The 16155-nt window shown below is 70.6% G+C and carries 20 protein-coding genes; 16 read left to right on the forward strand and 4 right to left on the reverse strand.

Going from position 1 to position 16155, the window contains the following annotated elements:
* Positions 1-15 precede the first annotated feature (15 nt).
* From ACFVYA_RS16180 to aroA, 8 genes are all read left to right on the forward strand, one after another.
* Complete coding sequence (locus ACFVYA_RS16180) at positions 16-576, forward strand: F0F1 ATP synthase subunit B (protein WP_387045685.1); 561 nt, start codon at positions 16-18, stop codon at positions 574-576.
* Between the two features lie 6 nt (positions 577-582).
* Complete coding sequence (locus tag ACFVYA_RS16185) at positions 583-1407, forward strand: F0F1 ATP synthase subunit delta (protein ID WP_387045686.1); 825 nt, start codon at positions 583-585, stop codon at positions 1405-1407.
* Positions 1408-1464: 57 nt separating this feature from the next.
* A complete protein-coding gene (gene atpA, locus ACFVYA_RS16190; protein WP_387045688.1) occupies positions 1465-3105 on the forward strand; it encodes a F0F1 ATP synthase subunit alpha in 1641 nt (546 codons plus the stop codon).
* An 11-nt stretch (positions 3106-3116) separates the two neighbouring features.
* Positions 3117-4052 (forward strand): F0F1 ATP synthase subunit gamma, encoded by a 936-nt coding sequence (locus tag ACFVYA_RS16195; RefSeq protein WP_285985918.1) that lies wholly within the window; start codon positions 3117-3119, stop codon positions 4050-4052.
* On the forward strand, positions 4052-5479 hold the full coding sequence (gene atpD, locus ACFVYA_RS16200) for a F0F1 ATP synthase subunit beta (RefSeq protein WP_387045689.1): 1428 nt from the start codon (positions 4052-4054) through the stop codon (positions 5477-5479). The genes ACFVYA_RS16195 and atpD overlap by 1 nt, the downstream gene beginning before the upstream one ends.
* A gap of 114 nt (positions 5480-5593) precedes the next feature.
* Entirely contained in the window at positions 5594-5959 is a 366-nt protein-coding gene (locus tag ACFVYA_RS16205) for a F0F1 ATP synthase subunit epsilon (protein ID WP_285985916.1), read from the forward strand.
* A gap of 25 nt (positions 5960-5984) precedes the next feature.
* Complete coding sequence (locus ACFVYA_RS16210) at positions 5985-6419, forward strand: DUF2550 domain-containing protein (RefSeq protein ID WP_285985915.1); 435 nt, start codon at positions 5985-5987, stop codon at positions 6417-6419.
* Positions 6420-6544: 125 nt separating this feature from the next.
* Positions 6545-7783, forward strand: a complete 1239-nt coding sequence (gene aroA, locus ACFVYA_RS16215; protein ID WP_387045692.1) for a 3-phosphoshikimate 1-carboxyvinyltransferase — start codon at positions 6545-6547, stop codon at positions 7781-7783.
* Here the strand turns inward: aroA and ACFVYA_RS16220 are convergent.
* Positions 7780-8352, reverse strand: a complete 573-nt coding sequence (locus tag ACFVYA_RS16220; RefSeq protein WP_387045693.1) for a cob(I)yrinic acid a,c-diamide adenosyltransferase — start codon at positions 8350-8352, stop codon at positions 7780-7782. The two genes, aroA and ACFVYA_RS16220, sit on opposite strands and share 4 nt — an antisense overlap.
* Before the next feature lie 61 nt (positions 8353-8413).
* Between ACFVYA_RS16220 and murA the strand changes: the two genes are divergently transcribed.
* Positions 8414-9688 (forward strand): UDP-N-acetylglucosamine 1-carboxyvinyltransferase, encoded by a 1275-nt coding sequence (murA, locus tag ACFVYA_RS16225; RefSeq protein WP_387045696.1) that lies wholly within the window; start codon positions 8414-8416, stop codon positions 9686-9688.
* Between the two features lies 1 nt (position 9689).
* Here the strand turns inward: murA and ACFVYA_RS16230 are convergent, their stop codons facing one another.
* A complete protein-coding gene (locus ACFVYA_RS16230; RefSeq protein ID WP_387045697.1) occupies positions 9690-10283 on the reverse strand; it encodes a TetR/AcrR family transcriptional regulator in 594 nt (197 codons plus the stop codon).
* A 95-nt stretch (positions 10284-10378) separates the two neighbouring features.
* Here ACFVYA_RS16230 and ACFVYA_RS16235 point away from each other — a divergent pair, with 95 nt between their 5' ends.
* The 3 genes from ACFVYA_RS16235 to ACFVYA_RS16245 are packed head-to-tail and all read left to right on the forward strand — an operon-like array spanning position 10379 to position 12796.
* Entirely contained in the window at positions 10379-10798 is a 420-nt protein-coding gene (locus tag ACFVYA_RS16235) for a nuclear transport factor 2 family protein (protein WP_387045699.1), read from the forward strand.
* Positions 10791-11609 carry an NAD(P)H-binding protein gene (locus ACFVYA_RS16240; RefSeq protein WP_387045701.1) on the forward strand — a complete coding sequence of 273 codons (819 nt, stop codon included), beginning with the start codon at positions 10791-10793 and terminating at the stop codon, positions 11607-11609. The genes ACFVYA_RS16235 and ACFVYA_RS16240 overlap by 8 nt, the downstream gene beginning before the upstream one ends.
* On the forward strand, positions 11606-12796 hold the full coding sequence (locus tag ACFVYA_RS16245; protein WP_387045702.1) for an alpha/beta hydrolase family protein: 1191 nt from the start codon (positions 11606-11608) through the stop codon (positions 12794-12796). The genes ACFVYA_RS16240 and ACFVYA_RS16245 overlap by 4 nt, the downstream gene beginning before the upstream one ends.
* Here the strand turns inward: ACFVYA_RS16245 and ACFVYA_RS16250 are convergent.
* Positions 12793-13419 carry a LysE family translocator gene (locus ACFVYA_RS16250; protein WP_387045705.1) on the reverse strand — a complete coding sequence of 209 codons (627 nt, stop codon included), beginning with the start codon at positions 13417-13419 and terminating at the stop codon, positions 12793-12795. The genes ACFVYA_RS16245 and ACFVYA_RS16250 overlap by 4 nt on opposite strands.
* Positions 13419-14045 carry a LysE family translocator gene (locus ACFVYA_RS16255; RefSeq protein WP_387045707.1) on the reverse strand — a complete coding sequence of 209 codons (627 nt, stop codon included), beginning with the start codon at positions 14043-14045 and terminating at the stop codon, positions 13419-13421. The genes ACFVYA_RS16250 and ACFVYA_RS16255 overlap by 1 nt, the downstream gene beginning before the upstream one ends.
* A gap of 176 nt (positions 14046-14221) precedes the next feature.
* Here ACFVYA_RS16255 and ACFVYA_RS16260 point away from each other — a divergent pair, with 176 nt between their 5' ends.
* Genes ACFVYA_RS16260 through ACFVYA_RS16275 form a run of 4 tightly spaced genes read left to right on the forward strand, consistent with a single transcriptional unit; the run spans position 14222 to position 16121 of the window.
* Positions 14222-14740, forward strand: coding sequence for a PH domain-containing protein (locus ACFVYA_RS16260; protein ID WP_387045709.1), 519 nt, complete (start codon positions 14222-14224; stop codon positions 14738-14740).
* Between the two features lie 53 nt (positions 14741-14793).
* Entirely contained in the window at positions 14794-15309 is a 516-nt protein-coding gene (locus tag ACFVYA_RS16265; RefSeq protein WP_387045711.1) for a hypothetical protein, read from the forward strand.
* Entirely contained in the window at positions 15285-15560 is a 276-nt protein-coding gene (locus ACFVYA_RS16270; protein WP_387045714.1) for a hypothetical protein, read from the forward strand. The genes ACFVYA_RS16265 and ACFVYA_RS16270 overlap by 25 nt, the downstream gene beginning before the upstream one ends.
* Before the next feature lie 54 nt (positions 15561-15614).
* On the forward strand, positions 15615-16121 hold the full coding sequence (locus ACFVYA_RS16275; protein ID WP_387045717.1) for a hypothetical protein: 507 nt from the start codon (positions 15615-15617) through the stop codon (positions 16119-16121).
* Positions 16122-16155: the final 34 nt, after the last annotated feature.

A 16155-nucleotide genomic window follows, 5' to 3' on the forward strand; every position in this document is an offset into this window, starting at 1 on the left:
GCTTAAGGAGACGCCGTGCTGAACAGTGCCTTGGTCCTCGCCGCAGAGGGCAAAACGCACAACCCGATCATCCCCGACTGGTCGGAGCTGATCCTCGGCATCGTCGCTTTCCTGATCCTGCTGTTCATCCTCAAGAAGTACGTCGTCCCTCGCTTCGAGGCCGCGTACGAAGAGCGTGCGCAGAAGATCGAGGGAGGCATCGAGAAGGCCGAGCGAGCCCAGGCCGAGGCCGAAGAGGCGCTGGCCAAGTACAAGGCTCAGCTGAACGAAGCCCGTACCGAAGCCGCCAAGATCCGCGACGACGCCCGGCTCGAAGCCGAGCAGATCAAGGCGGAGCTGCGGGCCCAGGCGGAGGCCGAGTCCCAGCGCATCGTCGCCCAGGGGCAGGCCCAGCTGCAGGCCCAGAAGGCGCAGATCATCGCGGAGCTGCGGGCCGACATGGGCCGCAACGCCGTCGAGCTGGCCAGCCGCATCGTCGGCGAGTCGCTCGAGGACGAGGCGCGCCGCCGCGGCACCGTCGACCGGTTCCTGGCGGAGCTGGAGACCGCCGGTGCCTCCAACGGAGCGGGGAAGTAACCAGAGATGACGCTGCATGCTGCGAGCCGTGAAGCGCTCGGCCTCGCCGAGGAACGCCTCGGCGAGGTTCTGGCCGACGCGGGAGCCGACGCCGCCACGGTCGGCGACGAGCTGCTCTCGGTCGTCGACCTGCTGGACCGGGAGATCGGCCTGCGCCGGGCGGTGAGCGACGCCTCGGCGACGCCGGAGGCGCGCACCGAGCTGGTGCGCCGGCTGTTCGACGGCAAGCTGTCCGAACCGGCCCTCAAGGTGCTCGACGCCGTGGCGGGCAGCCGCTGGTCCAGCCCCCGCGAGCTGACCGACGGCCTCGAGTCGCTCGGTCGCTCGGCCCTGCTCACCTCGGCGGAGAAGACCGGGAACGTCGACACCGTCGAGTCCCAGCTCTTCCAGGTCGCGCGAGTCGTGGCCAACCACCCCGAGCTCGAGAAGGCGCTGTCGGACCTGACCGGTTCCGCCGACGCGAAGCGCACGCTGGTGCGCGGGCTGTTCGCCGACAAGGTGGACGTGGTCACCGAGACCCTCGTCGAGCAGGTCGTGCGCCGCGCCAAGGGCCGCGGCGTCGGCGTCGGGCTCGACAAGCTGGTCAAGCTGGCTGCGGAGCGGCGCCAGCGCTCGGTCGCCTACGTGACCAGCGCGAGCGCCCTGTCCGACGAGCAGACCGCCCAGCTGGGGGCAAAGCTGAACGACATGTACGGGCGGCAGATCGCGCTGCACGTCGAGGTCGACCCGCGGCTCGGCGGCGGGCTCGTCGTCCGCGTCGGCGACGAGGTCATCGACGGAAGCGCGGCGGGGCAGCTCACGGCGCTGCGCAGGCGGCTGGCCCGGGCATAGCCCCAGGTCACACAAGACTTTGCATACTGGCAAGAACGAAGCGAGAGCGGGAAAGACATGGCCGAGCTGACGATCTCCTCGGATGAGATCCGTAGCGCGATCGAGAACTACGTCTCGAGTTACGCCCCGGACGTGAGCCGGGAAGAAGTTGGCGTCGTGATCGACGCGGGTGACGGCATCGCCCACGTCGAGGGCCTCCCCTCGGCCATGGCCAACGAGCTGCTCGAGTTCCCCGGCGGCGTCCTGGGCGTCGCCCTGAACCTGGACGCGCGCTCCATCGGTGCCGCGATCCTCGGTGACTTCGAGACCATCGTCGAGGGCCAGCAGGTCAAGCGCACCGGCCAGGTCCTGTCGGTGCCGGTCGGCGACGGCTACCTCGGCCGCGTCGTCAACCCGCTGGGCCAGGCGATCGACGGCCTCGGCGACATCGAGACCACCGACCGCCGCGCGCTGGAGCTCAAGGCCGCTTCGGTGGTCGAGCGCCAGCCGGTGTCGGAGCCGCTGCAGACCGGCATCACCGCCATCGACGCGATGACCCCGATCGGGCGCGGCCAGCGCCAGCTGATCATCGGTGACCGCAAGACGGGCAAGACCGCCGTCGCCGTGGACACGATCATCAACCAGAAGGCCAACTGGGAGACCGGCGACCCGCAGAAGCAGGTCCGCTGCATCTACGTCGCGATCGGCCAGAAGGGCTCCACGATCGCCGCGGTCAAGAAGTCCCTCGAGGACTCGGGCGCGATGGAGTACACCACCATCGTCGCGGCCCCGGCTTCGGACTCCGCCGGCTTCAAGTGGATCGCGCCGTACACCGGCTCGGCCATCGGCCAGCACTGGATGTACGAGGGCAAGCACGTCCTCATCGTGTTCGACGACCTGACCAAGCAGGCCGACGCGTACCGCGCGATCTCGCTGCTGCTGCGCCGCCCGCCGGGCCGCGAGGCGTTCCCCGGCGACGTCTTCTACTTGCACTCCCGCCTGCTGGAGCGGTGCGCGAAGCTGTCGGACGAGCTGGGCGCCGGCTCGCTGACCGGTCTCCCGATCATCGAGACCAAGGCGAACGACGTGTCGGCCTACATCCCGACCAACGTCATCTCGATCACCGACGGCCAGTGCTTCTTCCAGTCGGACCTGTTCAACGCCGGCCAGCGCCCGGCCATCGACGTGGGTATCTCGGTGTCCCGCGTGGGTGGTGCCGCGCAGGTCAAGGCGATGAAGTCGGTCTCCGGTTCGCTCCGGATCGACCTGTCGCAGTACCGCGAGCTGGAGGCCTTCGCGGCCTTCGCCTCGGACCTCGACGACGCGTCGAAGGCGCAGCTCGAGCGCGGTGCCCGCCTGTACGAGGTGCTCAAGCAGCCGCAGTACTCGCCGATCCCGGTCGAGGAGCAGGTCTGCACGGTGTGGCTGGGCACGAACGGCCACTACGACTCGGTCCCGACCGAGGACGTCCGCCGCTTCAACCACGAGTTCCTCGACTCGGCTCGCCGCAAGCACGACGACATCCTGGGCGCGATCCGCGACTCCGGGAAGTTCGAGGACGAGACCGCCGACAAGCTGGTCGCGGCGGTGAACGAGTTCAAGAAGGAGTTCACCACCTCCGAGGGCAAGTCCCTGGTCGAGGCGGACGCCGACGCGATGGACGCCGACAAGGTCGGGCACGAGACCGTCAAGGTCAACAAGCCCGCCCCGAAGAAGTGAGCTGATAGCTCATGGCCGCACAACTCCGGGAACTCCGGTCGCGCATCAAGGCGACCAAGTCGATCGGCAAGATCACCAAGGCGATGGAGCTCATCGCCACCGCGCGCATCACCAAGGCGCGGGCGAAGGTCGCCGCCTCCCGGCCGTACGCGGACGAGATCACCAAGGTGCTCTCGGCGCTGGCCGGTGCGGCGGCCAACCTCGACCACCCCATGCTGGTCGAGCGCCCGAACCCGAAGCGGGCCGCTGTCCTGGTCGTGACCAGTGACAAGGGCCAGTGCGGTGGCTACAACTCCAACGTGCTGCGCGCGACCGAAGAGCTGCTCGCCCTCCTGCGTTCCGAGGGCAAGGAACCGCAGGTCTACGTCACGGGCAACAAGGGCCTGAACTACTACCGGTTCCGCAACCGCCCGGTCGAGGACAGCTGGACGGGCTTCTCCGACCAGCCGACCTACGCCGGCGCGGTGGCGGCCGGTGAGGCCCTGGTCCAGTCGTTCATGGCCGGCGTCGACGACGAGCACGGCAACACCGACGGCATCGCGGGTGTCGACGAGATCCACATCGTCTACACCGAGTTCGTGTCGATGCTGACGCAGCGCCCGATCGCCAAGCGCGTCGCGCCGCTCGAGGTCGAGTACTCCGAGGGTGAGGAGAAGCCCGCCGGGCTGCTCCCCAGCTACGAGTTCGAGCCGAGTGCCGACAAGCTGCTGGACGCGCTCCTGCCGAAGTACATCAACACGCGTCTCTACGCCGCCTTCCTCGAATCCGCGGCGTCCGAGCTGGCCGCCCGCCGGACGGCGATGAAGGCCGCGTCGGACAACGCGAACGACCTGGTGGGCAACCTGACGCGGGAGATGAACCAGGCCCGCCAGGCGCAGATCACCCAGGAGATCTCCGAAATCGTCGGTGGCGCGAACGCGCTCACCGCAGCAGGAAGTGATGATTGATGACCAGTACTGAAGCCCCGCGCGCCAAGGGGCGCATCGTGTCGGTGACCGGTCCGGTCGTCGACGTCGAGTTCCCGCGCGGTTCCGTGCCCGACCAGTTCAACGCGCTCAAGGTCGAGATCGAGTTCGAGCAGCTGCGCAAGACGGTGACCCTCGAGGTCGCCAGCCACCTGGGCGACAACCTCGTCCGCACCATCTCCCTGCAGCCGCAGGACGGCCTGGTGCGCGGCGCCGAGGTCACCGACACCGGCGGCCCGATCACGGTCCCGGTCGGCGACAAGGTCAAGGGCCACGTCTACAACGCCCTCGGCGAGTGCCTCGACGAGCCCGGCTACGGCGACGACCTCGAGCGGTGGGGCATCCACCGCAACGCGCCGTCGTTCGACCAGCTCGAGGGCAAGACCGAGATGCTGGAGACCGGCCTCAAGGTCGTCGACCTGCTCACCCCGTACGTCCAGGGTGGCAAGATCGGCCTGTTCGGCGGCGCCGGCGTCGGCAAGACGGTGCTCATCAAGGAGATGATCACCCGCGTCGCCCGGAACTTCGGTGGTACCTCGGTGTTCGCCGGCGTCGGCGAGCGCACCCGTGAGGGCAACGACCTCTTCCTGGAGATGTCCGAGGACGGCGTCATCAACGACACCGCCCTCATCTTCGGCCAGATGGACGAGCCGCCGGGCACCCGCATGCGGGTCGCGCTGTCCGCGCTGACCATGGCGGAGTACTTCCGCGACGTCCAGAACCAGGACGTGCTGCTGTTCATCGACAACATCTTCCGGTTCACCCAGGCCGGTTCCGAGGTGTCGACCCTGCTGGGCCGCATGCCTTCGGCCGTGGGTTACCAGCCGACGCTGGCCGACGAGATGGGTCAGCTGCAGGAGCGGATCACCTCGACCCGAGGCCGTTCGATCACCTCGATGCAGGCGATCTACGTCCCCGCGGACGACTACACCGACCCGGCCCCGGCCGCGACGTTCGCTCACCTGGACGCCACCACCGAGCTCTCGCGTGGTGTCTTCCAGAAGGGCATCTTCCCGGCGGTGGACCCGCTGGCGTCGACGTCGACGATCCTCGACCCGGCCATCGTCGGCGAGGACCACTACCGCGTCGCGTCCGAGGTCATCCGGATCCTGCAGAAGTACAAGGAACTGCAGGACATCATCGCGATCCTCGGTATGGACGAGCTGTCGGAAGAGGACAAGCTGACCGTTCAGCGCGCGCGCCGCATCGAGCGGTTCCTGTCGCAGAACATGCTGGTCGCCGAGGCGTTCACGCAGATCCCGGGCTCGACGGTGCCGCTGTCGGAGACCATCGAGTCGTTCGACCGCATCACCAAGGGTGACTTCGACCACTACCCGGAGCAGGCGTTCCTGGGTATCGGTGGCCTCGAGGACCTCGAAAAGAAGTACAAGGAAATCACCAAGAAGTGATTCCCGGGGAACGGCGGGGGCGGTGTCCTATGTGGACCCGAGCCCCCGCCGTTCTCGTAACCAAGGACTGACCTATTACACTCGGTGGTAACACCCCGAGCGAAGGAGTGCTACGTGGCTGAGATGTCCGTGGAGCTGGTGGCCGTCGAGCGCCGTCTCTGGTCGGGTACCGCCACCTTCGTGGTCGCCCAGACCACCGAGGGCGAGATCGGCGTCATGGCTGGTCACGAACCCGTGCTCGGGCAGCTCGTCGAGGGCGGCGTGGTCAAGGTGACGACCACCGACGGCGAGACGGTGTGCGCGGCGGTGCACGGCGGCTTCCTGTCGGTCACCGGCACCGGGGTGAGCATCCTCGCCGAGAGCGCCGAGCTTTCGGACGAGATCGACGTAGAAGCGGCGAAGGCGGCCCTGACCGGGGACGACGAGACCGAGCGGGCGAGGGCCTCGGCCCAGCTCCGCGCAGCGGGCCAGACGGTCTGAGCGCGAGACGGGCAGGAGCCGGGCCGTGCAGATCACCGTGGTGGCAGTGGGGCTCCTGATCGTGCTCGTCGTGCTGGCCGCCTGGTACGGCCAGCGGTGGATCCGGATGCGCCGCGGTGGCGGCGTGAGCGTCGCGCTGCGGTGGCGTCCGGACAACCCCCGGTCCAGCTGGCACCTGGGGCTCGGCCGCTACGAGGGCGACGAGTTCGTCTGGTACCGGGTGTGGAGCCTGCGCACTGGCGCGGACCGCGTCTTCCAGCGCGAAAGCATGCAGATCGCCGACCGCCGCGACCCCTCCGGCACCGAGGCCTACGCCGTTCCCGAGGGCTCGATCGTGCTGCGCTGCGAGTCGGAGACCCAGGAAGCGATCGAGATCGCGATGGGCCCGGGCGCTCTCACCGGCTTCCTCTCCTGGCTCGAGTCCGCCCCACCCGGGCGACGCCTCCCGCGCGCCTCCTGACCGCCGTGTCGTCCCCCCGATCACGCGAGTTACGCCTTCAATCACGCGAGTGACGCGCTCAATCACGCGAGTCACGCGCCGGATCACGTGAGCTCCGGGTTTCGGGCACTCCGTAGACTCACGACGTGACTCTCGTCGAGATCCCCGGCTCCAAGTCCGTCACCGCCCGTGGCCTGTTCCTGGCCGCCGCCGCGCACGGGACCACCGTGCTCGGTCGTCCGCTGCACTCGGACGACACCGAGGGCTTCGCCGAGGGCCTGGTCAAGCTCGGTTACCGCGTCGACCGGCAGCCGGGCGAGTGGACCATCGAGGGCCGGCCGTCGGGTCCGGGAGTCGCCGAAGCCGACGTCTTCTGCCGGGACGGCGCCACGACGGCCCGGTTCCTGCCCGCGCTGGCCACCGCCGGCACCGGCACCTTCCGCTTCGACGCGTCCGGCCAGATGCGCCGCCGCCCGCTCGGGCCGCTGACCGACGCCCTGCAGGAGCTGGGCGTCGACCTCGAGTTCGGCGGCGAGCCGGGCCACCACCCGCTGACGATCCGCGCGAACGGCATCAAGGGCGGCGAACTGACCCTGGACGCGGGGTTGTCCTCGCAGTTCCTGACGGCGTTGCTGCTGGTCGGGCCGCTGACCGCGGAGGGCCTGCGGATCACGGTGACCCACCTCGTGTCGGTGCCGTACGTCGAGATCACGCTGGAGATGATGCGCCGCTTCGGCGTCGACGTCCGCCGCGAGGGGCAGACGTTCGTGGTCCCGGCGCAGCCGTACCAAGCGTGCGAGTACCCGGTGGAGCCGGACGCGTCGACGGCGAGCTACTTCCTGGCCGCGGCGGCGCTCACCGGCCGCACGGTGACCATCCCGGGCCTGGGGTCGGACGCCCTGCAGGGCGACGTGCGCTTCGCCGACGTGCTACGGGAGATGGGCGCGCACGTCGACCTGGCGCCGGACTCGGTGACGGTCGCGGGCCCCTCGGACGGCCTGCGCGGGATCACCGTGAACATGCGGGACATCTCCGATACGGTCCCGACCCTGGCGGCGATCGCGCCGTTCGCCTCCGGCCCGGTGCGCATCGAGGACGTCTACAACACGCGCATCAAGGAGTGCGACCGGCTCGACGCGTGCGAGGAGAACCTGCGCGCGATGGGCATCGAGGTGGCGACGGGCCGCGACTGGATCGAGATCCAGCCGGGTGAGCCGACGGGCACGCTGGTGTCGTGCCGCCGCGACCACCGGATCGCGATGGCGTTCAGCATCACGGGCCTGCGCACGGACGGCATCACGCTGGACGACCCGGATTGCGTGAAGAAGACGTTCCCCGGCTTCCACCAGGCGCTGGCGACCCTGCGGGAAGGCTGGGGGATCTAGGGCTGCCCGCCCGGCTGCCACAGGACGTCACCGTCGGGGTTCGCCAGCCTCGCCAGGATGAACAGCAGGTCCGACAGCCGGTTCAGGTACTTCACCGCCACCGGGTTCGTCGTCTCCGGCTCCGCCTCGTGCAGGGCCCAGGCCGACCGCTCGGCCCGGCGCGCCACCGTGCGCGCCTGGTGCAGGAACGCCGCCCCCGGCGTGCCGCCCGGCAGGATGAACGACGTCAGCTTCGGCAACCGCTCGTTGAACTCGTCGCACCAGGTCTCGAGCCGGGAGACGTACTCCTCGGTGATCCGCAGCGGGGGGTACGGCGGGTCGTCGGAGATCGGCAGGCAGAGGTCGGCCCCGACGTCGAACAGGTCGTTCTGGACCGTGCGCAGCACGTCCGTCACCTCGGCCGGCAGGCCGCCGACCGCGATCGCCAGGCCGAGCACCGAGTTCGTCTCGTCCGTGTCCGCGTAGGCCCCCAGCCGCGGGGACGTCTTCGGCACGCGGGACCCGTCGCCGAGCGCGGTCGTGCCGCTGTCGCCGACCTTCGTGTAGACGCGGTTGATGCGAACGACCATGAACCCACCATAGCGGCCCCCGCCCGGGCCGAATCCGGGCGAGAGGGCATGATTGGCGGCCATGAGCGAGCACTTCGACGTGCATGGCGGAGCCCGGCTGGTCGGCGAGGTCGACGTGGTCGGCGCCAAGAACAGCGTGCTGAAGCTGATGGCCGCCGCCCTCCTCGCGGAGGGGACCACGACCATCACGAACTGCCCGCAGATCCTCGACGTCCCGCTGATGGGCGACGTGCTGCGGAGCGTCGGCTGCGAGGTCGTGATCGAGGGCGACACCGCCACCATCACGACGCCGGCCGAGCTGTCGCACCGCGCGGACTCGGCGGCGATGGGCAAGCTGCGCGCGTCCGTCTGCGTGCTGGGGCCGCTGGTCGGCCGGCTGAAGCAGGCCGTCGTGGCGCTGCCGGGCGGCGACGCGATCGGCTCGCGCCCGCTGGACATGCACCAGAACGGCCTGCGCAAGCTGGGCGCGACGAGCACGATCGAGCACGGCTGCGTCGTCGCGAAGGCCGAGACGCTGGTCGGCGCGCAGATCTGGCTGGACTTCCCGAGCGTCGGGGCGACCGAGAACATCCTGATGGCGGCCGTGCTGGCCGAGGGCACCACGGTCATCGACAACTGCGCGCGCGAGCCGGAAATCGTCGACATCTGCACGATGCTCATCGAGATGGGCGCGAAGATCGAAGGCGCCGGGACGTCCACGCTGACCGTGCACGGCGTCGAGCAGCTGCACCCGACGACGCACAGCGTGATCGGCGACCGGATCGTGGGCGCGACCTGGGCGTTCGCCGCCTCGATGACCCGCGGCGACATCACCGTGCGCGGGGTCAACCCGCACCACCTCGACCTGGTGCTGAACAAGCTCCAGCTGGCCGGCGCGGACGTCGAAACGTTCGGGGACAAGGGTTTCCGCGTGGTCCAGCCGGAGCGCCCGAAGGCGGTCGACTGGGTGACGCTGCCGTACCCCGGCTTCGCGACCGACCTGCAGCCGTTCGCGGTGGCGCTTTCGGCGGTGTCGGAAGGCACGTCGATGATCACGGAGAACGTCTACGAGGCGCGGTTCCGCTTCATCGAGGAGATGGTCAGGTTGTCGGGCGACGCCCGCACGGACGGCCACCACGCGGTGGTCCGCGGCGTCGAACGGCTGTCGAGCGCGCCGGTCTGGGCGTCGGACATCCGCGCGGGCGCGGGGCTGGTGCTCGCCGGCCTGTGCGCGGACGGCGTCACCGAGGTCTGGGACGTTTTCCACATCGACCGCGGCTACCCGCACTTCGTCGAGAACCTCAACCGCCTGGGCGCGAACATCAAGCGCGTCGCCGGCGAGCCCGAACGGAAGTAGGTCACCCTCCCTGCGCGCCCAGCGCGCGCAGGGCGTACCCGACCAGCCGGTCCAGGTAGTCCGGCTCGGCTTCGGCCTGCCGGACCACCAGGCGCCAGTAGATCGGCGCGGCCAGGACGTCCAGTGCCATCTCCAGGTCGAGGTCGCCGGGCAGTTCGCCGCGGGCGATGGCCCGGCGCAGCATCGCCTCGCCGACCTCGCGCCGCGGGCCGCCGATGCTCGTGCGCGTGCTTTCCGCGGTCTCGGGGTTCCGCACGCCCTCGGCGACCAGGTCCGGCAGGATGCGCGAGAACAGCGGGTGCGTCAGCCAGTCGATCAGGGCCTGCATGGTTTCGCGCAGGTCGCCGCGCAGTGAGCCGGTGTCGACGTCGGCCGCGCGGGTCACGCTGAACTCCGCTACGACCGCGGTGATCATCTCGTGCTTCGACCGCCAGCGGCGGTACAGCGCGCTCTTGCCGACGCCCGCCCGCTTGGCCACCGCTTCCATCGACAGGCGCCCGTAGCCCTGCTCGGCGAGTTCGTTCAGGACGGCGTCGGTGATCGCCTGCGTGACCTCGGGCTGGAGGACCGCGGCGCCGGTCGGGGTGCGTGCCATGGATCGCAGTCTAGCGGGTGGACGAGACGGTCCCGTCCTGTCTTCTGCTAACGTCGGGACGGTACCGTTTCGTCCACCCGCTGAAGGAGGCTGCGATGCACGACTTCGTCGAGCACGCACTCGAACTGCTGCTCAAGCACGACATGGCCGGGTTCGCCGGACTCTGGGCCGAGGACGGCGTCCTCGAGTTCCCGTTCGCCGGTCCCGGTTACCCGAAGCGCGTCGAAGGCCGCGACGCGATCCACGAGTACCTGCGCGACTACCCGAACCTGCTGGACATCCGGGAGGTCACCGCGAAGACCGTGCACGAAACCACCGACCCGGCCGTGGTCATCGCCGAGTTCACCGTCGCCGGGGTGGTGGTGGCGACGCAGAAGCCGTACGAGCTGTCCTACATCGCGGTGATCACCGTCGAAGACGGCGAAATCCGCACCTACCGCGACTACTGGAGCCCGCTGGCCGCCGCCGAGGTCCTGGGTGGCGTCGAAGAGCTGACGGCGGCGTTCCGTGGCTGACGTCCTAGTCCTCGGCGGGACCGGTACCACCGGGCGCCGGGTCGTCGCGGGCCTGCGTGAGGCGGGATTCACGGCGCGGGCGGCCACGCGGAAGCCAGGCGAGGCCGGGCAGGTCCGGTTCGACTGGACCGACCGGCCGTCCCACGCCGAGGCGCTGCGCGGGGTCTCCGCGGTGTACCTGCTGGCCCCGATCGGCGAGGCCGCGCCCGCGGCGCTGGTCGAGCCGTTCCTGGCCGGCGCACTGGCCGCGGGTGTCCGGCGGGTCGTCCTGCTCAGCTCGTCGGCGGTCACGACGGACACGCCCGGCCTGGGTGAGCTGCAGCGGCTGGTGCGTGCGGTGCCGGAGTGGGCCGTGCTGAAGCCGTCCTGGTTCATGCAGAACTTCACCGGCGAGCACCTGATCGCCCAGGGGGTGCGCGACGGCGAGATCGTCACGGCCACCGGTGACGCCCGGGTCGCGTTCGTCGACGCCGGCGACATCGCGGCGGTCGCCGTCCGCGCGCTGACCGATCCGGTACCGCACAACACCGAACACGTCCTGACCGGACCGGCTGCCTTGAGCTACGCCGAAGCGGCCGCGATCGTGGCCGCGCGCGTCGGGCACCCGGTGCGGCACCGCGCCGTCAGCACGGCCGAGTTCGCCGAGCGCGTGACGGCGTCGGGGGTTCCCGCCGGGTTCGCCCGCGTGCTGGCCGCCCTCGACGAGGACATCCGCCGCGGTGCCGAAGACCGCGTCACCACGGCGGTCGAGCAGGTCACCGGCCGGCCGGCCCGTTCGTTCGAAACTTTTGCCGAGGAGGAGATCCGGTGAAGCAGCTGATGTTCGAAGAGGACCCGCAGTTCTGGTTCGAAACCCTGCGCCTGTTCGGCCACGCGGCCTACGGCGGCTCGGACTTCGGCGAGGTCGTCGCGGCGGCCTCGACGGTGACGCCGGGCGACTACGACAGCTGGCACGACGCCTACCGCGCGCTGGCCGACCGGCTGTACGCCGAAGCGGCCGGCGCCGGGCCGGTCACCGCGCGCGACCTGTTGCTGCGCGCGTCGACGTACTACTTCTCCTCGGAGTTCTTCCTGCACGGCGACCCGGCGGACCCGCGGATCGCGGCGGCGTACGACCGCAGCGTCGAGTGCTTCCGCCGCGCGGGTGTGGCCGAGCCGGTCGAGATCCCTTACGAGGACACGGTTCTGCACGGTTACTTCTACCGGGCGCCGGGCGACGGCCCCAAGCCGTTGCTGATCATGCACAGCGGTTTCGACGGCAGTGCCGAGGAGTGCCACTTCATGGGCGCGGCGGCGGGTGCTTCGCACGGTTATCACGTCCTGACGTTCGACGGCCCGGGCCAGCCGAGCGCGGTCCGGCGCGAGAAGCTCCTGTTCCGCCCGGACTGGGAGCACGTGGTGACACCGGTGGTGGACTTCGCGCTGGGGCTCCACGGGGTCGACCCGGCCCGGATCGCGTTGCTGGGCATCAGCTTGGGTGGCGAGCTGGCCCCGCGCGCGGCGGCGTTCGAGCCTCGTCTGGCCGCCGTGGTCGCGGTGGACGGCGTGTACGACGCGGGGTCCGCGGTGACGTCGATGCTGCCGTGGCCGCGCGAGGAGATCGTGCGCCGGGCCCGCGCGCCGCACGACGAGGAGTTCGACGCGCTGCTCGCCGCGGGCCGCCAGGCGAGCCCGACCCTGCGCTGGGCGTGCGATCACGGCCGGTACGTGCTGGGCGCGGCGACCGACCGCGAGTTCGTCGCGAAGTACCTGGAGTACACGCTCGAAGACGGCGTGGCGGAGAAGATCACCTGCCCGGTCCTGGTGTGCGAAGCGGCGGACGACCTGTTCTTCGGCGGTTCGCGGGAGACCGAGCCGCGGCGGCTGTACGCGCACTTGAAGGCACCCAAGACGCTGCTGACGTTCACGGCGGAGGAGGGCGCGGACGCGCACTGCCACGTCGGCGCCCAGCGGCTCGCGACCGGCCGGATCTACGACTGGCTGGACCGGACGCTTTAGCCTTCGAGGGCGAGCGCCGCGCCGAAGCCCACCAGCGCGGCGCCCGTCGCGCCGTCCATCGCCCGGCGCACCTTCCGCTGCCGCAACCAGCCACGGACCCGGTGCACGAAGAACAGCAGCGCCACCTGCCACACGACGCCCAGGGCCGCGACCGTGTACGCCAGCAGCAGCGCGTCGGCCTGGTCCGTCACGCCCGGCGTCAAGAACTGCGGCAGCACCGACAGGTACAGCACGATCACCTTCGGGTTGGTGATGTTGGACAGGAACCCTTCGCGGAACCGCCGTCCGCGGGAGGCACGGGGCCGCCGGACGTCGTCGAGGGCCTCGTAGTTCCCGCGCCAGGCGCCGCGGAGGGCCTGGACGCCCAGGAAGACGAGGTAGGCGGCGCCGAGCCACTTCACCGTTTCGAACACCGGGCGGTAGCGGGTGATCACCGCGCCCAGGCCGAGCGCCGCCGCCGTGCCCTGCAGGAAGTTCGCGACGGTGATCCCCGCGCACGCCCAGCCGCCGCCGCGCGGGCCGCCGGTCAGGGCGTTCTTCAGCACGACCATCGTGTCCGGGCCCGGCATCATCGCCAGGAACGCCATCATCCCGGCGAACCCCGCGTAGGTGCTCCAGGTCATCAGGACTCCAGGGCGAGGGCGGCGCCGAAGCCGAGCAGCGCGGTGCCGGTGACGCCGTCCAGCGCACGGCGCACCCGGCGGCGCTCCAGCCACGCCCGCACGCGGTGCACGAACACCAGGAGCACCAGCAGCCACAGCACGCCGAGCACGGCGACGGTGTAGGCCAGCGCGAGCGCGTCCCACGTCGTGGTGCGCGCCGGATCGAGGAACTGCGGCAGCACGGACAGGTACAGCACCAGCACCTTCGGGTTGGTCGTGTTGGAGAGGAAGCCCTCGCGGAACCGCCGGAAACCGCCACCCCGGCGGCGCTGGACCTCTTCGACGGCGTGGTAGTTGCCGCGGAACGCGCCGCGCAGCGCCTGGACGCCGAGGAAGACGAGGTAGGCCGCGCCGGCCCACTTGAGCGCGAGGAACACCGGCTGCGACCGGGCGATGAGGACGCCGAGCCCCAGCGCCGCGGCGCTGCCCTGGACGGCGTTGCCGGCGAAGATGCCCAGCGACGCGAGCAGCCCGCCGCGGAATCCACCGGACAGCGCGTTCTTGAGCATGACCATCGTGTCCGGCCCCGGCGCGAGGACGATCAGGACCACGATGACCAGGTAACTCCCGTACGAACTCCACGTCACGGCTGCCCACGCTAACCGACGGGACCGGCCCGGTCTCGCAGTTTTCGGTCACACAGTCGGTCGCACAGTCGGTCCCCCAGTTCCTCCGCGCGATCGACCACGCACAGAGGGTGCCCGAGCACGTGCGGCGCGCGCGGAACTCGGCGGGAGCGGCCGCGGCAGAGTAGTGTTCGGCCATGTCAGCAGGCGAAATCGATCTTCTGCCCGGTGAACGCGTGCTCTGGGCGGGGGAGCCGGTCCAGCGCCCGCTCTACGTCGCCGCCGACGGGGTTGTCGCCCCGGCCGGGCTCGTCCTCGCCGCCGCTTCCCTCTGGTTCCTGCTCACGAAGCAGCCGAGCGGCCTCACCATGGTCATCACGGTGGTCGCGCTGGTGCTGGGCCTCTACGGCGCGGTCGGCCGGTCGGCCGTCCGCTACCTCGCGCTCGGGCGCACCACCTACGCGGTGACGGACAGCCGGATCATCGCGCGCTCGGGCCTGTTCCGGCAGAAGGAACGCTCCAGCGAGCTGGCCGGCCTGCCGGCGCCGGTCCTCAAAGCGGGGCCGTCCCGCACCGGAACCCTCGCCTTCGGGCCGGGGACGGTGACGCTGATGGGCGTCGGCGAGCCCAAGCGGGTCCGCGACCTGCTCACCAAGGCGATCGACGAGGCCAAGGCCCGCCAGGCCCCGCCGGAAGCGGACAGCCCGGCCGCCTGAGGCGGGCAACCGCAAGGCCTTCCGGAGCGTCAGCCCGGCAAGGGGAGGTCACTGTGGATGTGCCGACGAACGTCCTGCTGCCGGGTGAGCGACTGCTGTGGTCGGGACGGCCACAGCGTCTCATCCTCGCTCGGTTCGACTGGTACCAGTTCGCATTCGGCCTGCTCTGGGGAATCGCGACCATCGTGGTCCCGGTGGCCAGGCACAATCCGCTGTCGCTCTTCGCATGGGCCGTCGGGGTGGGCGGTGTCGCGTTCGCCTGGGTGCCGGTCGTCGCCAGGTTGCGGGCGCGGCGCGGTGTTGAGTACGTCGTGACCGACCGGCGGATCGTGCTGGCCGATCGCTTCTCGGGACGGACTCGCGCCTCGGCGTATCTCGGCACGCTGCCGCCGCCGGTCGCCCGGATCCGGCAGGACGGCAGCGGAACCGTCGACTTCGGCAGGTTCTCGCGTATCGCTTCGGTGCCCACTCGGTCGTCGTTCGCTCTGATGGTGACGGGCCTGGTCGCCGTGCCGGAGGCCGGGCGTGTCCGCGACCTGATCGCGTGGGCACAGTCCGGCCAGGGCTGACGTCACCCGGACGTGTCCGAGCGCGTTCGGGCCTGTTCCGGCAGAAGGAACGCTCCAGCGAGCTGGCCGGCCTGCCGGCGCCGGTCCTCAAAGCGGGGCCGTCCCGCACCGGAACCCTCGCCTTCGGGCCGGGGACGGTGACGCTGATGGGCGTCGGCGAGCCCAAGCGGGTCCGCGACCTGCTCACCAAGGCGATCGACGAGGCCAAGGCCCGCCAGGCCCCGCCGCAAGCGGACAGCCCAGCCGCCTGATCGGGCAACCCGCACGGCCTCCCGGAGCGTCAGCCCGGCAAAGAGGAGGCTGCCGTGGACGAACCGTTGATCGCCCTGGAACCGGGTGAGCGGCTGTTGTGGTCGGGACGGCCGCGGCGGATCGCCCCGACGGGTCTCGAGTGGTACCGCATCGTCTTCGGCTCGGTCATGGTCTCGGGCGTCGCCGCCGCCATCGGGCTGTCGGCCCCGGGGGTGGCCGTGACCTTGGGGATCGCCGGGCTCGCCGTCGTCTGGGGGCCGGTGCTCTGGCGGCTCCGGACGACGCGCCGCGAGGTGTACGCGGTGACCGACCAGCGGGTCGTGGTGGCCGACCGCGTCTCGGGCCGCACCCGCGCGTACGAGTACCTGAGTGAGCTGGAGCCGCCGGTCGTCCGGCGCGACCAGGACGGCGGCGGCAGGCTCACCCTCACGAGGCGGGACGCGTCCGTGAACCTGCTCGGCTACTCGATGGCGAAGCGGGGTCAACCGGCCCCGATCGAGCTGTTCGACGTGCCGGACGTCGACGGGCTGGGTGCCCTGATCGTGCGGGCGCAGGACTGACGTCACCCGGACGTGTCCGATTGCACTGCCACCA

It is taken from the genome of Amycolatopsis sp. NPDC058278, assembly GCF_042881395.1.
Taxonomy (GTDB): Bacteria; Actinomycetota; Actinomycetes; order Mycobacteriales; family Pseudonocardiaceae; genus Amycolatopsis.

Coding starts and splice junctions, on each gene's coding strand:
- ACFVYA_RS16185 (WP_387045686.1), top strand. CDS start 583: ATGACGCTGCATGCTGCGAGCCGTGAAGCGCTCGGCCTCGCCGAGGAA.
- atpA (WP_387045688.1), top strand. CDS start 1,465: ATGGCCGAGCTGACGATCTCCTCGGATGAGATCCGTAGCGCGATCGAG.
- ACFVYA_RS16195 (WP_285985918.1), top strand. CDS start 3,117: ATGGCCGCACAACTCCGGGAACTCCGGTCGCGCATCAAGGCGACCAAG.
- atpD (WP_387045689.1), top strand. CDS start 4,052: ATGACCAGTACTGAAGCCCCGCGCGCCAAGGGGCGCATCGTGTCGGTG.
- ACFVYA_RS16220 (WP_387045693.1), bottom strand. CDS start 8,352: ATGGTCGTTCGCATCAACCGCGTCTACACGAAGGTCGGCGACAGCGGC.
- murA (WP_387045696.1), top strand. CDS start 8,414: ATGAGCGAGCACTTCGACGTGCATGGCGGAGCCCGGCTGGTCGGCGAG.
- ACFVYA_RS16230 (WP_387045697.1), bottom strand. CDS start 10,283: ATGGCACGCACCCCGACCGGCGCCGCGGTCCTCCAGCCCGAGGTCACG.
- ACFVYA_RS16235 (WP_387045699.1), top strand. CDS start 10,379: ATGCACGACTTCGTCGAGCACGCACTCGAACTGCTGCTCAAGCACGAC.
- ACFVYA_RS16250 (WP_387045705.1), bottom strand. CDS start 13,419: ATGACCTGGAGCACCTACGCGGGGTTCGCCGGGATGATGGCGTTCCTG.
- ACFVYA_RS16260 (WP_387045709.1), top strand. CDS start 14,222: ATGTCAGCAGGCGAAATCGATCTTCTGCCCGGTGAACGCGTGCTCTGG.